This window comes from Yersinia intermedia, from assembly GCF_900635455.1.
Taxonomy (GTDB): Bacteria; Pseudomonadota; Gammaproteobacteria; order Enterobacterales; family Enterobacteriaceae; genus Yersinia; species Yersinia intermedia.
The window spans coordinates 344,311-367,171 of sequence record NZ_LR134116.1 but is presented as its reverse complement, the minus strand read 5'-3'; the positions used below and the strand labels follow the sequence as shown (position 1 = coordinate 367,171).

The window sequence follows — 22,861 nt, the reverse complement described above, 5'->3', positions numbered from 1 at the left end:
AAAGGAGATAGTCATCACGGCTATCTCCTTTCATTTTACTTAACAACTAACGTGACGATCAGTCGGCATCATAACCCAAGTTCGGGGCTAGCCAGCGCTCAACCTCAGCTACCGGCATCCCCTTACGGGCAGCATAATCTTCCACCTGATCACGCTGAATCTGTGCCACAGCAAAGTATTTACTGTCTGGATGGCTGAAATACCAGCCTGATACCGAGGCACCCGGCCACATGGCGTAGGATTCGGTCAACTTCATGCCAGTGTGAGTTTCTACATCCAGCAACTGCCAGATTTGGCCTTTTTCAGTATGTTCCGGGCAAGCCGGATACCCCGGTGCCGGGCGAATCCCTTGGTAGTTCTCGCGCACCAATTCCTCGTTGCTCAGGTTTTCATTCGGTGCAAAGCCCCAATACACCTTACGTACCCGCTCATGCAGATATTCTGCAAAAGCTTCAGCCAGACGGTCTGACAAGGCCTTAATCATGATTTTATTGTAGTCATCATGCTGAGCATCATAAGCATCGGCCAAGGCATCTTCTTCCAAACCACCGGTGACAGCAAAAGCGCCGTAGTAATCTGCTTTACCACTAGATTTAGGTGCAACATAATCTGCCAGGCAATAGTTCGGAAAGTCGGTCTTCTCGGTTTGTTGGCGCAGATGATGGCTGACCACCAGCACATCTTCACGCCGCTCATCGCGATAAATTTCGATATCATCGCCGACGCTGTTAGCCGGGAATATCCCCACCACGCCTTTCGGATGCAGCAAGTTTTCTGCCGACAACTTATCCAGCAGCTCATTGGCATCGGCAAATAGGCGTTTGGCCTCTTCGCCTACCACTTCATCTTCCAAAATACGGGGGTATTTACCCGCCAGCGACCAGGTCATAAAGAATGGCGTCCAGTCGATGTAATTACGCAGAGTTTCGATACTGGCCTCGACAGGCTGCACACCTAATTTATGGGCTACTGGCGGCGTATAATTTTCCCAATCGATTATGGTTTGGTTATCCCGTGCAACTTGTAAGCTGACCGGCGGGGTACGCGGTTTTTTACGCGCATGCTGAATACGGACAGTTTCATATTCTTTGCGCGTTTTTGCTACGAAATCATCGCGCTGCGTATCAGATAACAACGCTGAGACCACACCAACGCTACGTGAGGCATTGGAGACGTAAGTGGTGGAACCACTGTAGTTTTGTTCGATTTTAACCGCAGTATGGGCTTTCGAGGTGGTCGCGCCACCGATCAATAACGGCAAGGTGAAGCCTTGTCGCTCCATCTCTTTGGCAACGTTAACCATTTCATCCAACGACGGCGTTATCAGGCCGGACAAGCCGATAATATCGACCTTCTCCTCCCGCGCCGTGCGCAGGATTTTTTCGGTCGGCACCATCACACCCAGATCGATAATTTCGTAGTTATTACACTGTAAAACCACACCCACAATGTTTTTGCCGATATCGTGCACATCCCCTTTAACCGTTGCCAGCAGGATCTTGCCTGCGGTAGTACCTTTTTGCTTGCTGGCTTCAATATAAGGTTCGAGATAGGCCACAGCCTGTTTCATCACTCGAGCAGATTTGACCACTTGCGGCAGGAACATTTTCCCTTCACCGAACAGGTCGCCAACCACATTCATCCCGGCCATCAATGGCCCTTCGATAACCTCGATTGGCCGCTCAGCCTGTTGACGGGCTTCTTCGGTATCCAGCTCGATAAACTCAGTGATGCCTTTAACCAGTGAATATTCCAGCCGTTTTCCAACCGCCCAGCCGCGCCACTCTGCTTGCTGAATCGCCACTTCACCACTTTTACTGCTACGGTACTTTTCCGCTAGATCCAATAAGCGTTCAGTGCTGTCGCTGCGGCGATTGAGGATCACATCTTCCACCGCATCACGCAGTTCATCCGACAGATCATCATAGATCGCCAGTTGACCGGCATTGACGATCCCCATATCCATACCATTACGAATAGCGTAATAGAGGAAAACAGCATGGATCGCCTCACGCACCGGATCATTGCCGCGGAATGAGAAGGAGACGTTGGAGACACCACCTGAAATCATGGCATGAGGGAGTTCAGCTTTGATATCGGCGCATGCTTCAATAAAGTCGACCGCATAGTTGTTATGCTCTTCAATCCCCGTCGCCACGGCAAAAATATTCGGATCGAAGATGATGTCTTCCGGCGGGAAGCCGACTATTTCGGTCAATATCTTATAAGCGCGGCGGCAGATTTCTATTTTACGCGCACGGGTATCCGCCTGCCCGGTTTCATCAAACGCCATCACAACCATGGCCGCACCATAACGGCGCACCAGCTTAGCGTGATGGATAAAGGCTGCTTCGCCCTCTTTCATCGAAATAGAGTTAACAATCCCTTTGCCTTGAATACATTTCAGGCCTTTTTCGATCACATCCCACTTAGAGGAGTCGATCATGATTGGCACTCTGGCGATATCTGGCTCACCGGCAATCAGATTGAGGAAGCGCACCATCGCGGCTTCGGCGTCCAACATGCCCTCATCCATATTGATATCGATGATCTGCGCGCCACTTTCAACCTGTTGGCGGGCTACATCCAGCGCTTCATCATATTTATCTTCTTTTATCAGCCGCTTAAAACGAGCTGAACCAGTGACGTTGGTGCGCTCGCCAACGTTAACAAATAGCGAGTTAGCATCGATAGTCAGCGGTTCCAGACCCGCCAGGCGGCAAGCCACTGCAATATCCGGCAACGGGCGCGGAGGGACGCCTGCGACGGCTTTAACCATCGCCGCAATATGCCGTGGTGTGGTGCCACAACAACCACCGACAATATTCAAAAATCCAGCCCGCGCCCACTCGCCAATCTGTTCGGCCATCTCTTTGGCTTCCAGATCGTATTCACCAAAAGCATTAGGCAAACCGGCATTCGGGTGCGCACTGACATAATATTCAGAGATACGGGATAACTCCGCCACATATTGACGTAATTCATCCGGCCCCAACGCGCAGTTCAGGCCAAAAGAGAGCGGTTTAACGTGGCGCAGTGAGTTATAAAAAGCTTCCGTGGTTTGGCCTGATAATGTCCGGCCTGAGGCATCAGTAATGGTGCCAGAAATCATCACCGGTAACAGCACGCCCATGGCTTCAAATTCAGACTCAACAGCAAAGGTAGCCGCTTTCGCATTCAGGGTATCGAAGACTGTCTCGATCATAATCAGATCAACACCGCCTTCAATCAGGGCGCGGGTAGATTCCCGATAAGCCGCAACCAACTGATCAAAACTGACATTACGGAACGCCGGATCGTTAACTTTAGGCGAGATCGACGCGGTACGGTTGGTCGGGCCAAGAACCCCGGCGACATAGCGCGGCTTCTCAGGGGTACGGGCGGTCCATTCATCAGCGCAAATTCGAGCCAACCGGGCAGCTTCATAGTTAATTTCGGCGGACAACGACTCCATCTGATAATCCGCCATCGCAATGGTGGTGGAGTTAAAAGTATTGGTTTCGAGAATATCAGCGCCCGCTTCAAGGTAGGCATTGTGAATAGCGGTAATGACTTCCGGTTTAGATAGCACCAATAAGTCATTGTTACCTTTCAGGTCACTTGGCCAATCGGCAAAACGTGCCCCACGATAATCAGCCTCTTCCAGCCGATAGCTCTGGATCATCGTGCCCATACCACCGTCCAGCACCAGGATCCGTTGCGCCAGTTGCTGATGTAATTGCTTAACCTTGTTGTTTAATATTGTATCCACCACTGTCTGTCGCCTCTTTACCCTGTTGCTTTGCCATTACCCGACGCATCTTGGTTGTTTATTTGTATCAGACATGCTGAAAAATTCATCCCTATATACCCAATAGATTTCGAGTTGCAGGTAGACGGCAACGAAATGAACCCAAGGAGTTGAGATAACTCAATGAGTTGGGTGAGTGATGGCAGCCAACAACCCTGCATCTTGAAAGATGACGGGTATAAACTCGTCTGTCATCCTAGCACAAGTTATCAATGTAATGAGCCCGCTAGCAATTGAGACTTTTTCAGGTAGAAAAACCGACTCATCGGATGAGCGTTTTCTATCGTTTGCATGCATACTTGAAAAACGAAAATGAATTCCATAAAAATAAATGAGAGGCTGATTTATGGCGTTACCGGTTCCGATTAAACGAGGGAAAAAACCCAAGGCAGCCGCACAAACCACCCCTGCGGCAACGGGCCAGGTTCAGTCATTAACGCGTGGGCTTAAATTACTGGAATATATTTCCGAATCACAAGGCAGTGTCGCCCTGACGGATTTAGCACAACAGGCGGGTTTGCCGAATTCTACCACTCATCGTCTGCTGACAACCATGCAACAGCAAGGTTTTGTCCGTCAGGTGGGGGATTTAGGGCTTTGGACTATGGGTGCTCACGCCTTTATTGTTGGTAGCAGCTTCCTGCAAAGCCGCAATTTGTTGGCGATGGTGCACCCGATGCTACGCCGTTTGATGGACGAATCGGGCGAAACCGTCAATCTGGCGGTACTCGACCACAGTGACTATCAGGCCATTATTATTGATCAGGTGCAATGTACTGCACTGATGCGCATGTCAGCACCCATTGGTGGCAAACTACCGATGCATGCTTCCGGTGCGGGTAAAGCCTTTCTCTCCACCCTGACAGATGACCAATTAGTGCAGCTATTACATAAGAAAGGGCTGCATGCGTACACCCAACATACCCGTACCAACCCAGCCAGCCTGAAAGAAAATCTGGCGCTGACCCGCAAGCAAGGTTACTCATTTGATGATGAAGAACATGCCCTCGGCTTGCGTTGTATCGCCGCCTGTTTGTTCGATGAACACCATGAAGCCTTTGCAGCGATCTCTATCTCTGGCCCGATATCACGCATTACCGACGACCGCGTCACAGAACTTGGCGCGCTGGTCATTCATGCTGCGAAAGAAATCACTCAATCTTACGGCGGGGGTAATCGTAGCTAATGTGCAAACCGCCGTATGTTGACCGACAAACGGAAACGCCAGGATTTGGCCGGTATGTATTCATTATTGTCAGGTATAAACGTATTCACCAAAAAACTGTTTACCCATAAGTTATGCCCGCACACGTTGCGGAGCAAAATGATTTTTCTGGCAATCATTATCGTTTCTCTGCCTACGCTGATTATCGGCTATCTGGTTGAAACTGAAGGGCGTGATGCCCTATTGCAAGAGAAGAAAGCCAAGCTGTTTGCCGTCACTTCGCTACTGGATAACGCACTAGCAGATAGCTTTACTCTTTATCGTGATCTGCCCAGAGAACAGCGTATTAAGGCGCTGAACCAACATCTGGCACCCGTTACCGATGAAATTACCCGTGCCTTTTCTGGGGTCGGTGCGGGTTACTATAACAAGGCGCTGGACGCCATTATTACCTACGCCCCACAGGCGCAATATGGCAATGCGGTCGGTATTTCGATTAATCCCGATCACCCCGGCCATGACGTGATGGCAAACGGCAAACCACTGGTGAGTAGCGGTACTCAGGTCCGTGGCAACATTATGAATGCCATGATACCCATCAAGCGCGATAACCAGATCCTCGGTTATATCTGGGCCAACGAACTGTCGAATGATATCGATCGGCAGGCGCTGTCGATGGATATCAAAATTATCGTGGTGATCAGCATCGGCTTGTTATTGAGCTTATGGCTAATTATTGCTTTCTCACGCCGTTTTGCCTCTGACATCGATATTATCAAGTCCAGCCTGGCCAATTTATCGCTAAATCTCAACACTGAACTCCCCGCAATGAAGGGAGAAATGGGTGAAATATCCGACAGTGTTAATGCCTTATCCCGCGCCTTGCGGGAAACCAAAACACTTAATGAATTAATCCTTGAAAGTGCCGCCGATGGTGTTATCTCGGTGGATACTAATGGCCGCGTTACCATGATCAACCCGGCAGGGGAGCTTATCACCGGTTACAGCCGCAAAGAACTGATGGGTAAGCCCTATGCGGAAGTATTTGAAAAAATTGACTTTAACAGCCCAGTACTGGATACCTTATTCCGTGGCATAAAACATGTGGCGTTGGAAATTGATTATCCCGGCAAAAAACGCACCATACAGCTCAGTATCAGCACCAGCCAGTTGCATAATGCGCAAGGAGATACCTTGGGTGCGCTGGCAATATTCACCGATTTAACCGCCAGAAAAGAAGTGCAACGCCGCATCGAGCAAGCCGAACGGCTGGCAACGCTAGGGGAATTAATGGCAGGGGTCGCGCATGAAGTTCGCAACCCGTTAACCGCCATCAGCGGCTTTGTTCAAATTCTCAAAGACAGTGAAAAAGACCCACAACGGCTGGAATATACCCATATTATTCTAAAAGAGGTGCAGTCGATTAACCGGGTAATTCAACAACTACTCGACTTCTCCCGCCCGCGCATTGGCCGCTATCATCAGGTTAATCTAAATCAAATTCTAAGAGAAAGCCTGATTCTGGTAAAAACCAAAGGTGTCGAAGCAAGAGTTGATTTTCATGTTCAATTGGATGAAAGTTTATGTGATATTGAAGCCGATGGTGAATTATTAAAACAAGTGCTACTTAATATTCTGATTAATGCTGTCCAGTCCATTGCTGCCAGAGGTGAAATTACTATTTCAACCAAAAAACGGGATGAACATCATCAACAAATAACCATTAAAGATAATGGTTGTGGTATTACCGATGACATTAAATCGAAAGTTTTTGATCCGTTTTATACCACCAAACCTTCAGGAACCGGATTAGGATTATCCATCAGTCAACGAATTATCACTTCCCACGACGGCGAGATTAGGTTAGAAAGTCAGCCAAATAAAGGAACAACATTTATTATTATACTGCCAGTGAAGCATGGCGCAGGAAACTTATTATGAAAAAATCCTATCGTATTCTGATTGTTGATGATGAAGAAAACGTTCGCCGCATGTTAACCACCGTCTTTAGCCTTGATGGGCATCAACCTATCGGTGCTGCTGACGGGCAGCAAGCACTGGAACTATTCAAACAACAAGCCCCGGATATTGTGCTAATGGATATCCGTATGCCAAAAGTCAGTGGGCTTGAAGCTCTGCAAGTTATGCGGCAAACCCGGCAGGAGACACCGGTAATACTGATGACCGCCTATGCCGCAGTAGAAACAGCCGTAGAGGCGCTGCGTTTGGGCGCATTTGATTATGTAATTAAGCCATTTGATTTGGATGAGCTGAAAATTATTATCAGCCGCGCGATGCAGTTACAAGAGATGAAGCAGGAAATCAATCGCCTGCATCGCGCACTGTCTGATAGCTACCAATGGGGTCGATTACTCACTAACAGCGCCAAAATGATGGAACTTTGCCGCGATACCGCAAAAATTGCGATGAGCCATGCTAGCGTATTGATAACCGGTGAAAGTGGCACCGGTAAGGAACTGATTGCTAAAGCGATTCACTACAATAGTCCACGCGCCAAAGGGCCATTCATCAAGATAAACTGTGGTGCTCTGCCCGAATCTTTATTAGAAAGTGAGCTGTTCGGTCATGAAAAAGGGGCGTTTACCGGCGCACATATGCAACGCCAGGGTCTGTTTGAACGAGCTAATCTTGGCACACTACTGCTCGATGAAGTGGGCGAAATGCCACTCAACCTTCAAGTTAAACTGTTGAGAGTACTGCAAGAAAAAGAGTTTGAACGCTTAGGCGGCAGCCAAACCATTAAAACAGATATCCGTCTTATTGCCGCCACCAACCGGAATCTGGCTGCGATGGTAGAACAAGGCGAGTTCCGGCAAGACCTCTTTTCCGCCTGAATGTCATTCATCTTTCCCCGCTACCGCTGCGGGAAAGGCCTGAAGATATCCCATTATTAGCCAGACACTTCCTGCAAAAATTCAATGCCGAAAATGGTAAAGAAATCATTGAAATAGATGCCAGTGCTCAGGAGATCCTAGATACTTACTCTTGGCCGGGTAATATCCGGGAGTTATCCAATGCGATTGAGCGTGCGGTCATTATGAGTACCGGATTTATCATCTTCCCTGATGACTTGCCTGAACATTTACAGCACAAAACGCATGTTCAGCCCAATGTTAACCGGGGCATATTGACGGAACAGGGATTAAGTTTAAAAGAAAATATCAAAGCTTATGAACGTGAACTTATCTGTGCTGCGCTGGCGAATAATCAGGATAACCGGGTTCAAACCGCACGTGCGTTAGGTATCAGCCGGCGAGCACTGATGTATAAATTACAAGAATATCGCATCGATTCTCAGACACAAACAACCCAATACAATGTATAAAAAAATATTAACTGTATTATTTATACTTGTTAAAAATAAAACGCTTGGAATCAAATTTATTTGATAATCAAGCGCTATTTTATTTTGGATTTATTTTTAATCAATAAGAGAAACAAAATGTGCACCCCTGTGCAAGAAATTGCACACTTCCTTGTTAATTAACATCACATCTTATTAACTATATTATTCATATTTAAATTAACCCAACCAATATCAGCGAGTTAATTCCATTCCAGCCAAATTAAAAAATAACATTTTAATTGGCACAGTCGTTGCAATTCCTTAATTGAAACTGTTGTTGGGTATCAAATATAAGGAATAACTATGAAAAGAAAACTCATTGATATTGAGCAGGCTACTGAGTATTTCCGTGATGGCATGACCATTATGATCGGTGGCTTTATGGGGGTCGGTGCACCACCCCGTCTTATTTCCGCATTACTTAACTCTAACGTAAAAGATCTGACCTTAATTAGTACCGATACGGCTTTCGTTGATACCGGCGTCGGGCCGCTGGTCGCCAGCGGTAGAGTGAAGAAAGTCATTGCTTCACATATTGGAACTAACCCAGAAACAGGTCGGCGGATGATCTCGGGCGAAATGGAGGTTGAATTAGTTCCACAGGGCACGCTGGCAGAACGTATTCGCTGTGGCGGTGCTGGTCTTGGTGGTTTCCTGACCCCAACAGGAGTAGGCACCGTGGTCGAAGATGGAAAACAAAAAATCACGCTGAATGATATCGAGTACCTGCTGGAACTGCCTCTGCGCGCTGATCTGGCACTGGTTCGCGCCCACCTTAGCGACTATCAGGGCAACCTGACCTACCAATTAAGTGCCCGTAACTTCAACCCACTGATGGCACTGGCTGCCGACATTGTTATCGCAGAGCCAGAATCTGTAGTGGATATCGGCAGTATTACTCCTGACTGCGTTATTACCCCCGCCGCATTGATTGACCACATTGTCTGCCCGCAGGAGAACCAATAATGAACGCTAAAGAACTTATCGCTCGCCGCGTCGCCCTTGAACTACACGATGGTGACATTGTGAATCTGGGCATTGGGTTACCGACTCAAGTGGTCAATTATTTACCAACCGATATTCATATCACCCTGCAATCTGAAAATGGCTTTCTTGGTTTAGCGCCAGTGACCGAAGCGCACCCTAATCTGGTCAACGCGGGCGGCTTGCCCTGCGGCATTTTGCCGGGTGGGGCCGCCTTTGACAGCGCATTCTCTTTTGCGCTAATTCGTGGCGGGCATGTCGATGTCAGTGTACTCGGCGGTCTACAAGTCGATCAGAAGGCAAATCTCGCCAACTGGATGGTTCCAGGGAAAATGGTCCCTGGGATGGGGGGGGCGATGGATCTGGTTACGGGGGCACGGCGGGTGATCATTGCGATGGAGCATTGCGCAAAAGATGGCTCTTCCAAGATCCTCAAGCACTGTTCATTACCGCTGACAGCTAAGAATAAAGTCAGCATGGTGGTGACCGAGCTGGCTGTCTTCAGCTTCGAACAAGGCAAATTGGTACTTAAAGAACATGCACCGGGAGTGCTCCTTGAAACGATCACGGCCAAAACTGATGCTGAGTTCTCAGTGTCACCTGACTTAAAAGTCATGCCAGTTGCACTAGAGGAAGGTGTCATATGATTGGCCGCATCTCCCGTTTTTTAACTGGTTTCGTTAGCCGTTATCTGCCTGACCCCCTGATTTTCGCCATGCTACTGACGATGCTGACCTTTGGTATCGCACTGGCACTCACCCCACATACACCGGTTGAAATGGTACATATGTGGGGGGATGGTTTCTGGAATCTGCTGGGATTCGGCATGCAGATGGCGCTGATTATCGTCACTGGCCATGCTCTGGCAACGTCGGCCCCCGTTAAACGCATCCTGACACTCACCGCTTCCGTTGCCAAAACACCGGTTCAGGGCGTGATGTTGGTAACCTTCCTCGGTTCGGTGGCCTGCGTCATCAACTGGGGATTCGGTTTGGTGGTCGGCGCGATGTTTGCCCGCGAGGTAGCCCGCCGTGTGCCCGGTTCTGATTATCCACTGCTAATTGCCTGTGCTTACATCGGCTTTCTGACCTGGGGCGGTGGTTTCTCCGGTTCTATGCCGTTGCTAGCCGCCACACCGGGTAATCCGGTGGAGCATATTGCCGGTTTGATTCCGGTTTCAGAGACACTGTTCACCGGTTACAACCTGTTTATCACTTTGGGCCTAATCCTCATCATGCCCTTCGTTACCCGCATGATGATGCCGAAACCCCATGAAGTGGTGAGTGTTGACCCGGCGTTGCTGGCAGAAGAACCTAGCTTCCAAAAAACCTTGTCTGCTGATGCGCCAATCGCAGAGAAGATGGAAGAAAGCCGTATTATCGCCTTTATCATTGGTGCTCTCGGCATTGCCTATCTGGGCATGAACTTCTGGGAAAAAGGCTTCAATATCACCATTAACACCGTAAACATGATGTTTATGATTGCGGGTATTTTGCTGCACAAAACCCCAATGGCCTATATGCGCGCTATCTCTGCCGCAGCCAAGAGCACTGCCGGTATTTTGGTTCAATTCCCGTTCTATGCCGGTATCCAGCTAATGATGGAGCACTCCGGTCTCGGTGGTTTGATTACCGAATTCTTTATCAATGTCGCCACTAAAGACACCTTCCCGATCATGACCTTCTTCAGCTCTGCACTGATTAACTTTGCCGTGCCATCGGGTGGCGGTCACTGGGTTATCCAAGGACCATTCGTTATTCCTGCGGCTCAAGCGCTGGGGGCCGATTTAGGTAAATCCGTGATGGCTATCGCCTATGGCGAGCAGTGGATGAACATGGCGCAACCGTTCTGGGCGCTACCCGCATTGGCCATTGCCGGTTTGGGGGTCCGGGACATTATGGGCTACTGCGTCACCGCCCTGCTGTTCTCTGGCGTCATATTTATTATCGGCCTCACCCTCATCTAGCATCGTCATATAAGGAATTGATATGGATAACATCGTTATTGTCAGTGCCGTACGCACGGCGATTGGGAGTTTTAATGGCGCATTGGCACCGGTTAGCGCGGTCGATTTAGGTTCAATCGTACTCCGTGAAGCCATGGCCAGAGCCGGTATCAGCGGTGATAATGTTGATGAGGTCATTTTGGGTAATGTACTTCAAGCTGGATTGGGCCAAAACCCTGCGCGGCAGGCTCTATTGAAAAGCGGAATACCTGATACCGTCAGTGCCTACACCGTCAATAAAGTGTGTGGCTCTGGTTTGAAAAGCGTGGCATTAGCGGCTCAGGCAATTTTAGCCGGCGATGCTCAGACCATTATCGCCGGTGGTATGGAGAACATGAGCCAGGCACCTTACCTGATGGATAGCAAAGCACGCTGGGGCTATCGACTGGGTGATGGCCAGCTATTTGACGTGATCTTAAAAGACGGTTTGATGTGTGCCACCCATGATTACCATATGGGTATTACGGCAGAAAATGTCGCAAAAGAATATGGCATTAGTCGTGAAGCACAAGATGCGCTGGCGTTAGCATCACAGCAGAAAGCTGTAGCCGCTATCTCAAGCGGTGCTTTCGCACAAGAGATTGTGCCAGTGACAGTGAAAAACAGGAAAGGCGACATCACTGTAGATACCGATGAGTTCCCTAAGGCCGGTACCACGGCGGAAGGTTTGGCAAAATTGCGCCCGGCGTTTAGTAAAGATGGCACCGTTACCGCAGGCAACGCGTCGGGTATTAATGATGGTGCGGCTGCATTGGTGGTGATGTCAGAAAGCCGCGCCAGGCAGTTAGGCTTGACTCCACTAGCCCGTATCCGAGGTTATGCCAGTGGCGGCGTAGCCCCAGCCTTGATGGGCATGGGGCCAGTACCGGCAACCCTTAATGTGCTGAAAAAAACCGGGTTGGCGCTATCCGATATTGATTTGATTGAAGCCAACGAAGCTTTCGCCGCGCAGTTCTTGGCGGTAGGTAAAACATTGGGGTTCGATGCAGAAAAGGTTAACGTCTACGGCGGTGCCATCGCACTAGGGCACCCAATCGGTGCCAGCGGTGCACGAATTCTGGTTACGCTGCTGCACGCCTTGCAAGCCCGCAATAAAACCTTGGGGCTGGCAACACTGTGTATCGGCGGAGGGCAAGGTACAGCAATGATTATTGAGCGGCTGAATTAATTATTTCACACCCAATCAAGGCATAGCGAGCTAAGTCAATCTGAGTACGCCCTGCGCAGAGGGCCTCCTCGTGCACACGCAGTACACGAGGAGGCCGAGCACAGCGCAAACCCAAAATCCGCACGCACAGTAGCCGCTAATCTACCCCAATCAAGGCGTAGCGAGCGAAAGGAGTTTGGGTGCGCACTGCGCGCAGAACCCGGAGCGTATATGTAATACGTGAGGAGTTCGAGCACAGCGCAAACCCAAAATCCGCACGCGTAGTAGCCGTCAAGAGATCACCCGCTGGGAGAAGCGCTGCTTCCGACGATAGGCAAAAACATCCTCCACATGCCCGTCCTTAATGCGTTGCTGCAACCCACGCCAATAGCTGGCGTGAAACAGGTCGCTGTGCATCTCTTCAAAAAAATGCCGTACTTTCAAATCTGTGCATAAGAAATGACGAAACTCTTCGGGGAATACATCATTGGGCGATACGCTATACCACGGCTCGCTGGCCATCTCATCCTCTGGGTAGCGCGGTGGCGGAATATCGCGGAAATTCACCTCTGTCATGTAGCAAATTTCATCATAATCGTAGAACACCACGCGACCATGGCGGGTCACACCAAAGTTCTTAAATAACATATCACCGGGGAAGATATTTGCCGCAGCCAACTGCTTAATGGCATTACCGTACTCCTCAATAGCATCCTTTAGTTGTTGATCATTAGCCTGCTCCATATAAAGGTTCAATGGCGTCATCCGCCGCTCCATATAGAGATGCTTAATAATGATTTGATCGCCTAAATCTTCCAGTTTTTCCGGTACTTCCTGTTGCAGCTCGGCCAGTAATTCCGGGCTGATACGGTGTTTATCAATGACAAAATTCTCATACTCTTGAGTATCCGCCATGCGCCCGACGCGGTCGTGCTCTTTAACCAGTTGATAGCACTCTAAAACTCGCGCCTGGCTGACCTCTTTTTGCGGCGCAAATTGATCTTTAATCACCTTAAATACCCGATCAAATGACGGCAGAGTAAACACCAGCATCACCATGCCCTTCACCCCTGGGGCGATAATAAACTGTTCACTGGATTGATGAACGAAGGTGAGATATTCACGATAACTTTCAGTTTTGCCGTGCTTCTGGCAACCAATTGCCATATACAGTTCAGCCGTCGATTTACCCGGTAATATTTCCCGCAGCCATTCCACCATTGCCGCAGGCAACGGGGCATAGACCATAAAGTAAGAGCGAGCAAAGCCGAATACAATGCTGGCCTCCGCTTTACTGGTAAGGCAAGTATCAATAAATAGGGCACCAGATTCATTGTGATGGATGGGGAGTAGGAAGGGATAAACTCCCTCAGCCAACCGCAGTTTACCCACTAACCAAGCCGCTTTATTGCGGTAAAACAGCTCATTGGCGATTTGAAAGCGAGCACCTCTCAGTTGCTCATCAGGGAATGCTTGCTGAAGTGCAGCAGTGATATAGCCGATATCACGCGGCAGATCTTCCCACGGCAAACGCAGCGGCAAATCACTGAGAACGGTCTGTAACATGCCACTCAGATCCCCTTTTGGGGAAAAATCGCGCGCTAACGGGCGTGGGATCTCACGAAAACGCTGTTCGGGTTGTGAGCTAAAAACAAACAACTTATCCGGCGTTAAATCACGGTGCTTAAACAAGCGGCAGTAAACAGAATTAAAAAAGCTCTCCGCAATTTCAAAACGTGGGTAATCCGGCAACAACTCGGTGTAGATCTCTTTTACCCGCGCCAGAAATTCTGCATCAAAACAGCGCTGATCGGTGATGTGCTTCAGTTGCTCAACCACCAGACCGACATGGTGGTCATAGAGGTGAATACGCTTCTTCATCGCTTGCTGAACGGCATGCCAGTCCGCCTGCTCAAAACGGTGCTGAGCGCTGGCAGTGACCTCTAGAAAGCGGCCATATTGTGCATCGAACCCCTGCAAGATCGTCTGAGCGATTAATCGTTCCAGTTTTACCGCCATACTCACCCCCGCCATACGGAACAGAGCCTGCATATGCAGGCTCCTGATAAGACACGCGTTCAGTCAAACCGCATTTAGAATTGCTGTTCTTCCGTCGAACCAGTCAGTGCAGTGACTGATGACTCACCACCCTGAATGATATTGGTGACTTTATCGAAGTAGCCAGTACCCACTTCTTGCTGATGGGATGCAAAAGTATAGCCGCGCTCAACGGATGCAAATTCTGGCTGCTGCACTTTCTCAACATAGTGCTTCATACCCTCGCCCTGTGCATAAGCATGGGCCAGATCAAACATGTTGAACCACATGCTGTGGATGCCTGCCAGGGTAATAAACTGGTATTTGTAACCCATCGCCGACAGATCATCCTGGAAGCTGGCAATCTGCTGGTCGGTCAGATTCTTTTTCCAGTTAAATGATGGCGAGCAGTTATAAGCCAATAACTTGCCAGGGAATTTCGCATGAATCGCCTGCGCGAAGCGTTTAGCCAGTTCCAGATCCGGCGTAGACGTTTCACACCAGACTAAATCGGCGTAAGGGGCATAGGCCAGACCACGGCTGATCGCTTGCTCGATACCAGCATGTGTGCGGAAGAACCCCTCGGCTGTGCGCTCGCCGGTCACGAATTCATTGTCATAAGGGTCGCAATCAGAAGTCAGTAAATCAGCAGCATCAGCATCAGTACGGGCAATCAACAAGGTTGGTACACCCAGTACATCGGCGGCTAAACGGGCAGCAACCAATTTTTGAATCGCTTCTTGGGTCGGCACCAACACCTTACCGCCCATATGACCACATTTCTTCACCGCAGCCAGTTGGTCTTCGAAATGCACCCCCGCCGCGCCTGCTTCAATCATGGCTTTCATCAATTCAAAAGCATTCAGCACACCACCAAAACCAGCTTCAGCATCAGCGACAATCGGCAGGAAATAGTCGGTATACCCTTTGCTACCCGGTTCAATATTATTCGACCACTGAATCTGATCCGCGCGGCGGAAGCTATTATTAATTCTTTTAACCACCGCAGGGACGGAGTCGACTGGATATAACGACTGATCGGGATACATGCTAGAGGCAGTATTCGCATCAGCGGCAACCTGCCAGCCCGACAGATAAATCGCCTCAACACCGGCTTTAGCTTGTTGCAAAGCCTGACCACCGGTTAACGCGCCGAGACAGTTGATATACCCTTTGCGCGCACCACCATGCAGTAATTCCCACAGTTTTTGCGCGCCGTGCTGCGCCAGCGTGCATTCAGGATTCACAGAACCGCGCAGTTTAATCACCTCCTCTGCGCTATATGGTCGGGTGATACCTTTCCAGCGCGGCGATTTCCATTCCTGCTCTAACTGCTGAATTTGTTGAGTACGAGAGGTAGTCATGGCGATATTCCTTATTATTCAATTTTGTAGGGTTAAATAGGGTGTGATACCCAAAGCCATTGGAGTTGCAGGTAGGCAGCAAGCGAACGAATCCCGATGAGCTGACACAAGTCAGTGATTCGGGTGAGCGAACGTAGCTAACACCGCTGCGGCTTCAAGGACGAAGGGTGTTTTAGGCCAGTAATGCATAGCCTGGTAGCGTCAGGAAGTCGATAAGCTCGTCTTGTGTTGTAATTCGCTCCATCAGACGCGCGGCTTCTTCAAACCGCCCGCCATCAAAGCGCTCTGCGCCAAGCTCAAGCTTCACTACCTGCATTTCTTCACTCAACATGCTGCGGAACAGCTCTTTGGTCACCGTCTGCCCGTTACTTAGACTTTTCTGATGATGGATCCATTGCCAAATAGAAGTACGCGAAATCTCTGCTGTTGCAGCATCTTCCATCAGCCCATAAATCGGCACGCAGCCATTGCCAGAGATCCATGCCTCAATGTATTGCACTGCCACTCGGATATTGGCTCGCATCCCTTCGTCAGTACGATCACCAGTACAAGGCTCCAATAACTCAGCAGCCGTGATCGGTTTATCCTGCTCACGCGTGACCTCTAACTGATTTGGCCGTGAACCTAATACCCGATTGAAAACGTCCATCACGGTATCGGCCAACCCTGGGTGCGCAACCCAAGTACCGTCATGACCATTGCTGGCTTCCAACTCTTTATCAGCGCGAACTTTATCCAGTACCAGAGCATTCTTTTCTGCATCTTTATTCGGGATAAAGGCCGCCATACCGCCCATCGCCAACGCGCCACGCTTATGACATGTTTTGATTAACAGGCGAGAGTAGGCGCTGAGGAAAGGCTTCGTCATCGTGACTGACTGACGATCCGGCAATACACGATCACTGTGATTCTTCAGCGTTTTGATATAACTAAAGATATAGTCCCAACGGCCACAATTGAGAGCAACAATATGGTGGCGCAGGTGGTAGAGGATCTCGTCCATCTGGAATACTGCGGGCAATGTTTCAATTAATACCGTGGCTTTGATGGTGCCTTGTGGTAAATCGAAACGTTGCTCAGTAAAGTTGAAAACATCACTCCACCAGGCAGCTTCCTGATATGACTGCATTTTTGGTAAATAGAAATAAGGGCCACTACCTTTGGCCAGTAATTGCTTATAGTTATGGTAGAAATACAATGCGAAATCGAATAAGCCTCCGGGGATTGCTTCCCCTTGCCATTTAACATGTTTCTCTGGCAAGTGCAGGCCACGAACCCGGGCAATCAATACGGCGGGATTGGATTCTAGCTGATAAATTTTGCCAGATTCATTCGCATAAGAAATCGTGCCTTTTACCGCATCGTGCAGGTTAATTTGGCCATCGATAACCTTGTCCCAGCTCGGTGCTAATGAATCTTCAAAATCAGCCATAAAGACTTTCACATTGGCATTGAGGGCATTAATCACCATTTTGCGCTCAACCGGCCCAGTGATTTCCACTCTGCGATCACGTAAGTCTGTAGGGATACCCTGAATTTTCCAATCACCATTACGAATGGAATTAGTTTCCGAAATAAAATCAGGCAAAGCTCCCTGGTCTATGGCATGTTGCCAGGAAACCCGTGCAGCAAGGAGTTTGTTCCTCGGCTCAGCAAATTTCACCACCAATTCGGTCAAAAATTCGATGGCCTCATCTGGCAAAACCTGTCGCTCAACAGCATTAAAATGCTGTGTGAAAACTAACTCAGTGCCAACTAACTGTTGTGTCATTACCCTTCCCCTTACCAATCTCACGTCGTTCACATCAACGCTAACGCAGCGTCACTATTGGATTCTTATCGGGTAATGCCTTCCGGCTGGAAATTTAAGGCTGAATTTCATGGTTATTTTTCACCCCGACAGGACTAAGAATAATCAATTAATTACTAAAATCAAAAACGATTTCCATTTTTATTTAAAATAATTTTTTAATCTTTATTTATCATATTGTTAACATAAATGCATGTTATCGATAGATAGGAATAAGATTCCATTATTGATAGACAAGAGAGATAACTCCTTATTTAACAAAGAGATCAAACCAGTTAGAGGGGTGATAATCAGCACTTAGGAGGGTAGGAACAGACCGGCGGCTTCGATTCAGCCGCCTTTATTAACATTTGAGGTGATAAAAATTCAGTCGAGCGTCGGATTCATATGACGTAAATCAAATGGTGTAATTTGGTACACATAGTAGTTCAGCCAGTTAGCAAACAGCAGATGACCATGACTGCGCCACGATGCTTTGGGTGGTAAAGAGGCATTGTCATCCGGGAAGTAATTAATTGGAACTTGTGGGTTAAGGCCAGCAGCCACATCACGCTGGTATTCACCTGCTAGCGTATCGACATCGTATTCAGGATGGCCGGTAACAAAAGCCACTCGCTTGTCTTTACTGGCAAACAAATAGGCTCCAGCCTCTTCTGATGAGACCAATATATCCAAATCTGTATATTGCTTAAGCACCTCAAGCGGGAAATCAGCATAGCGAGAATGAGGTGCCAGGAATGTCTCATCAAATCCTCGAGTGAGCAGAGCCAGTGGCTCTCGAGTTTGATGCTGGTAAATACCAGAAAGTTTGACCTCACGAGTCATCTTAGGAATGCCATACAGGATATTTAATGCCGCCTGTACCGCCCAGCATACGAACAAGGTTGAGGTTACGTGGTTCTTTGCCCAAGCAATAATACGCTCGATCTGTGGCCAATATGCAACATCACAAAAATCAACTAAACCGAGGGGAGCGCCAGTCACGATCAACCCATCAAAATTCTGGTCTTGAATATCTTCAAAATCACAATAGAAGTTGTTCAGATGCTCTGCTGGCGTATTTTTTGACTCACGGCTATCAATTCGCAGCAATTGGATATCAATCTGTAAGGGTGAGTTAGAGAGTAAACGTAGGAATTGATTCTCCGTCTCAATTTTCTTAGGCATTAGATTCAGAACCAACACCTTCAGGGGACGAATTTCCTGAGTTTTCGCCCGCGATGAGGTCATCACAAAGACATTCTCATTGCGTAAGAAATTCACTGCGGGTAATTCATCAGGAACCCTAATTGGCATGCCTATATCCTCAATATATCCATTTATACGTTTAGACTTCTAGATGCCTGAAGATAGCGGGTTTTCAGTAAAAAGTCGAGTGATCTGCCACAACCTGAAAATGTTTCATTACCACCATCTCAATAGCACTTGGTGCAGTGAACAGTCGGCATATATTTTCGATACTGCCAAAATGCAAAAACCCTCTACAAATGTAGAGGGTTATCATTTTCTATGACGTTATTCTTGAGGGCTATATGCGATTTAGCCACATTTTCAGTATGCAACCATACTCGTCACTAAAATCTGTTCTCGGGTAGCACAAAAGCAAAAACCCCACGCTTTTGGCATGGGGTCTTTACTTGATTTGATACCTGGCAGTGTCCTACTCTCGCATGGGGAGACCCCACACTACCATCGGCGCTACGGCGTTTCACTTCTGAGTTCGGCATGGGGTCAGGTGGGACCACCGCGCTATTGCCGCCAGGTAAATTCTTTTCTACTACTACCGAACTTTAACCCATGTTACTGGTGCTGATACCCAGAGTCGAACTGGGGACCTCACCCTTACCAAGGGTGCGCTCTACCAACTGAGCCATATCAGCACAACTAAATTTGATGCCTGGCAGTGTCCTACTCTCGCATGGGGAGACCCCACACTACCATCGGCGCTACGGCGTTTCACTTCTGAGTTCGGCATGGGATCAGGTGGGACCACCGCGCTAAGGCCGCCAGGCAAATTCTGTCTAAACTAACCCGCTATGCAATTCTTCACACAGCCAGCCAGCCCAATCTCGGAACATTCGCTGAAAATATCATTCTCTCTCAAACACAAAACACCTTTGGTGTTGTAAGGTTAAGCCTCACGGATCATTAGTACTGGTTAGCTCAATACATCGCTGCACTTACACACCCAGCCTATCAACGTCATAGTCTTTAACGTTCCTTCAGGGGGCTTAAAGCCCCAGGGAAGACTCATCTCGAGGCAAGTTTCCCGCTTAGATGCTTTCAGCGGTTATCTCTTCCGAATTTAGCTACCGGGCAATGCCATTGGCATGACAACCCGAACACCAGTGATTCGTCCACTCCGGTCCTCTCGTACTAGGAGCAGCCCCTCTCAATCTTCCAACGCCCACGGCAGATAGGGACCGAACTGTCTCACGACGTTCTAAACCCAGCTCGCGTACCACTTTAAATGGCGAACAGCCATACCCTTGGGACCTACTTCAGCCCCAGGATGTGATGAGCCGACATCGAGGTGCCAAACACCGCCGTCGATATGAACTCTTGGGCGGTATCAGCCTGTTATCCCCGGAGTACCTTTTATCCGTTGAGCGATGGCCCTTCCATTCAGAACCACCGGATCACTAAGACCTACTTTCGTACCTGCTCGAGCCGTCACTCTCGCAGTCAAGCTAGCTTATGCCTTTGCACTAACCTCACGATGTCCGACCGTGATTAGCTAACCTTCGTGCTCCTCCGTTACTCTTTGGGAGGAGACCGCCCCAGTCAAACTACCCACCAGACACTGTCCTCACCCCGGATCACGGGGCCGAGTTAGAACATCAAACATTAAAGGGTGGTATTTCAAGGTTGGCTCCATGCAGACTGGCGTCCACACTTCGATGCCTCCCACCTATCCTACACATCAAGGCTCAATGTTCAGTGTCAAGCTATAGTAAAGGTTCACGGGGTCTTTCCGTCTTGCCGCGGGTACACTGCATCTTCACAGCGAGTTCAATTTCACTGAGTCTCGGGTGGAGACAGCCTGGCCATCATTACGCCATTCGTGCAGGTCGGAACTTACCCGACAAGGAATTTCGCTACCTTAGGACCGTTATAGTTACGGCCGCCGTTTACTGGGGCTTCGATCAAGAGCTTCGCCTTGCGGCTGACCCCATCAATTAACCTTCCAGCACCGGGCAGGCGTCACACCGTATACGTCCACTTTCGTGTTTGCACAGTGCTGTGTTTTTATTAAACAGTTGCAGCCAGCTGGTATCTGCGACTGGCTTCGGCGCCGAGAGCAAGTCTCTTTACCTAATGCCAGCGTGCCTTCTCCCGAAGTTACGGCACCATTTTGCCTAGTTCCTTCACCCGAGTTCTCTCAAGCGCCTGAGTATTCTCTACCTGACCACCTGTGTCGGTTTGGGGTACGATTTAATGTTACCTGATGCTTAGAGGCTTTTCCTGGAAGCTTGGCATCAACTACTTCACCACCGTAGTGGCTCGTCATCACACCTCAGCGTTAATAAGCAACCGGATTTACCAAGTCACTCCGCCTACATGCTTAAACCGGGACAACCGTCGCCCGGCTAGCCTAGCCTTCTCCGTCCCCCCTTCGCAGTAACACCAAGTACAGGAATATTAACCTGTTTCCCATCGACTACGCTTTTCAGCCTCGCCTTAGGGGTCGACTCACCCTGCCCCGATTAACGTTGGACAGGAACCCTTGGTCTTCCGGCGTGCGGGCTTTTCACCCGCATTATCGTTACTTATGTCAGCATTCGCACTTCTGATACCTCCAGCAACCCTCACAGGTCACCTTCAACGGCTTACAGAACGCTCCCCTACCCAACAACGCCTAAGCGTCGCTGCCGCAGCTTCGGTGCATGGTTTAGCCCCGTTACATCTTCCGCGCAGGCCGACTCGACCAGTGAGCTATTACGCTTTCTTTAAATGATGGCTGCTTCTAAGCCAACATCCTGGCTGTCTATGCCTTCCCACATCGTTTCCCACTTAACCATGACTTTGGGACCTTAGCTGGCGGTCTGGGTTGTTTCCCTCTTCACGACGGACGTTAGCACCCGCCGTGTGTCTCCCGTGATAACATTCTTCGGTATTCGGAGTTTGCATCGGTTTGGTAAGCCGGGGTGGCCCCCTAGCCGAAACAGTGCTCTACCCCCGAAGATGAGTTCACGAGGCGCTACCTAAATAGCTTTCGGGGAGAACCAGCTATCTCCCGGTTTGATTGGCCTTTCACCCCCAGCCACAAGTCATCCGCTAATTTTTCAACATTAGTCGGTTCGGTCCTCCAGTTAGTGTTACCCAACCTTCAACCTGCCCATGGCTAGATCACCGGGTTTCGGGTCTATACCTTGCAACTAGACGCCCAGTTAAGACTCGGTTTCCCTACGGCTCCCCTATTCGGTTAACCTTGCTACAAAATATAAGTCGCTGACCCATTATACAAAAGGTACGCAGTCACACCACGAAGGTGCTCCCACTGCTTGTACGTACACGGTTTCAGGTTCTATTTCACTCCCCTCGCCGGGGTTCTTTTCGCCTTTCCCTCACGGTACTGGTTCACTATCGGTCAGTCAGGAGTATTTAGCCTTGGAGGATGGTCCCCCCATATTCAGACAGGATGTCACGTGTCCCGCCCTACTCATCGAGTTCACAGCAAGTGTGCTTTTGTGTACGGGACTATCACCCTGTACCGTGCGACTTTCCAGACGCTTCCACTAGCACACAAACTGATTCAGACTCTGGGCTCTTCCCCGTTCGCTCGCCGCTACTGGGGGAATCTCGGTTGATTTCTTTTCCTCGGGGTACTTAGATGTTTCAGTTCCCCCGGTTCGCCTTGCATGGCTATGTATTCACCATGCAATAGTGCAACGAATTGCACTGGGTTTCCCCATTCGGGTATCGTCGGTTGTAACGCTTCATATCAGCTTACCGACGCTTTTCGCAGATTAGCACGCCCTTCATCGCCTCTGACTGCCTAGGCATCCACCGTGTACGCTTAGTCGCTTAACCTCACAACCCAAAGATGTTTTTTCGTTATTGGTGTGGCTGTGAACACACTCTGCTGTGTTGTGCAGTGCGCGCAATCTTCATGAACGTTGAGTTCACTCCGGTTGCTGTGCGCTGTACGCCTGGCTGAGTGTCTTCTCGCTCACACTGCAACAATGATA

General features: G+C 49.1%; 11 protein-coding genes, 1 tRNA gene, 3 rRNA genes and 1 pseudogene. 7 read left to right on the top strand and 9 right to left on the bottom strand.

The features are described 5' to 3' along the window. Window positions 1-58 precede the first annotated feature (58 nt). Entirely contained in the window at window positions 59-3,754 is a 3,696-nt protein-coding gene (gene metH / locus EL015_RS01705) for a methionine synthase (protein ID WP_005191511.1), read from the bottom strand. 382 nt (window positions 3,755-4,136) lie between these two features. Here metH and iclR point away from each other — a divergent pair, with 382 nt between their 5' ends. From iclR to EL015_RS01670, 7 genes and pseudogenes are all read left to right on the top strand, one after another. Then, window positions 4,137-4,976 (top strand): glyoxylate bypass operon transcriptional repressor IclR, encoded by an 840-nt coding sequence (gene iclR, locus EL015_RS01700; RefSeq protein WP_005191513.1) that lies wholly within the window; start codon window positions 4,137-4,139, stop codon window positions 4,974-4,976. Window positions 4,977-5,030: 54 nt separating this feature from the next. Continuing rightward, on the top strand, window positions 5,031-6,896 hold the full coding sequence (atoS, locus tag EL015_RS01695; RefSeq protein WP_050413779.1) for a two-component system sensor histidine kinase AtoS: 1,866 nt from the start codon (window positions 5,031-5,033) through the stop codon (window positions 6,894-6,896). After that, window positions 6,893-8,301: pseudogene (gene atoC / locus EL015_RS01690) on the top strand (acetoacetate metabolism transcriptional regulator AtoC). The gene atoS and the pseudogene atoC overlap by 4 nt, the downstream one beginning before the upstream one ends. Window positions 8,302-8,625: 324 nt before the next feature. Next, window positions 8,626-9,288 carry an acetate CoA-transferase subunit alpha gene (atoD, locus tag EL015_RS01685; protein WP_032820473.1) on the top strand — a complete coding sequence of 221 codons (663 nt, stop codon included), beginning with the start codon at window positions 8,626-8,628 and terminating at the stop codon, window positions 9,286-9,288. Next, a complete protein-coding gene (locus EL015_RS01680; RefSeq protein ID WP_005191522.1) occupies window positions 9,288-9,953 on the top strand; it encodes a 3-oxoacid CoA-transferase subunit B in 666 nt (221 codons plus the stop codon). Before atoD ends, EL015_RS01680 begins: the two co-directional genes overlap by 1 nt. Continuing rightward, entirely contained in the window at window positions 9,950-11,272 is a 1,323-nt protein-coding gene (locus tag EL015_RS01675) for a TIGR00366 family protein (protein ID WP_032907688.1), read from the top strand. The genes EL015_RS01680 and EL015_RS01675 overlap by 4 nt, the downstream gene beginning before the upstream one ends. Before the next feature lie 22 nt (window positions 11,273-11,294). Then, on the top strand, window positions 11,295-12,479 hold the full coding sequence (locus EL015_RS01670; protein WP_005191525.1) for an acetyl-CoA C-acetyltransferase: 1,185 nt from the start codon (window positions 11,295-11,297) through the stop codon (window positions 12,477-12,479). Window positions 12,480-12,749: 270 nt separating this feature from the next. Here EL015_RS01670 and aceK read toward each other — a convergent pair whose 3' ends face one another. From aceK to EL015_RS01630, 8 genes are all read right to left on the bottom strand, one after another. After that, window positions 12,750-14,477, bottom strand: coding sequence for a bifunctional isocitrate dehydrogenase kinase/phosphatase (aceK, locus tag EL015_RS01665; protein WP_032907695.1), 1,728 nt, complete (start codon window positions 14,475-14,477; stop codon window positions 12,750-12,752). 74 nt (window positions 14,478-14,551) lie between these two features. Next, window positions 14,552-15,859, bottom strand: coding sequence for an isocitrate lyase (gene aceA / locus EL015_RS01660; protein ID WP_005191530.1), 1,308 nt, complete (start codon window positions 15,857-15,859; stop codon window positions 14,552-14,554). Between the two features lie 172 nt (window positions 15,860-16,031). Continuing rightward, a complete protein-coding gene (gene aceB, locus EL015_RS01655) occupies window positions 16,032-17,630 on the bottom strand; it encodes a malate synthase A (protein WP_005191532.1) in 1,599 nt (532 codons plus the stop codon). 405 nt (window positions 17,631-18,035) lie between these two features. After that, window positions 18,036-18,965 (bottom strand): homoserine O-acetyltransferase MetA, encoded by a 930-nt coding sequence (gene metA, locus EL015_RS01650; RefSeq protein WP_005191534.1) that lies wholly within the window; start codon window positions 18,963-18,965, stop codon window positions 18,036-18,038. A gap of 351 nt (window positions 18,966-19,316) precedes the next feature. After that, a 5S ribosomal RNA gene (rrf, locus tag EL015_RS01645) occupies window positions 19,317-19,432 on the bottom strand. Window positions 19,433-19,473: 41 nt separating this feature from the next. Beyond that, window positions 19,474-19,549 (bottom strand) — tRNA-Thr (locus EL015_RS01640). A 15-nt stretch (window positions 19,550-19,564) separates the two neighbouring features. After that, window positions 19,565-19,680 (bottom strand): 5S ribosomal RNA (gene rrf / locus EL015_RS01635). Between the two features lie 116 nt (window positions 19,681-19,796). Next, a 23S ribosomal RNA gene (locus EL015_RS01630) occupies window positions 19,797-22,703 on the bottom strand. Window positions 22,704-22,861 lie beyond the last annotated feature (158 nt).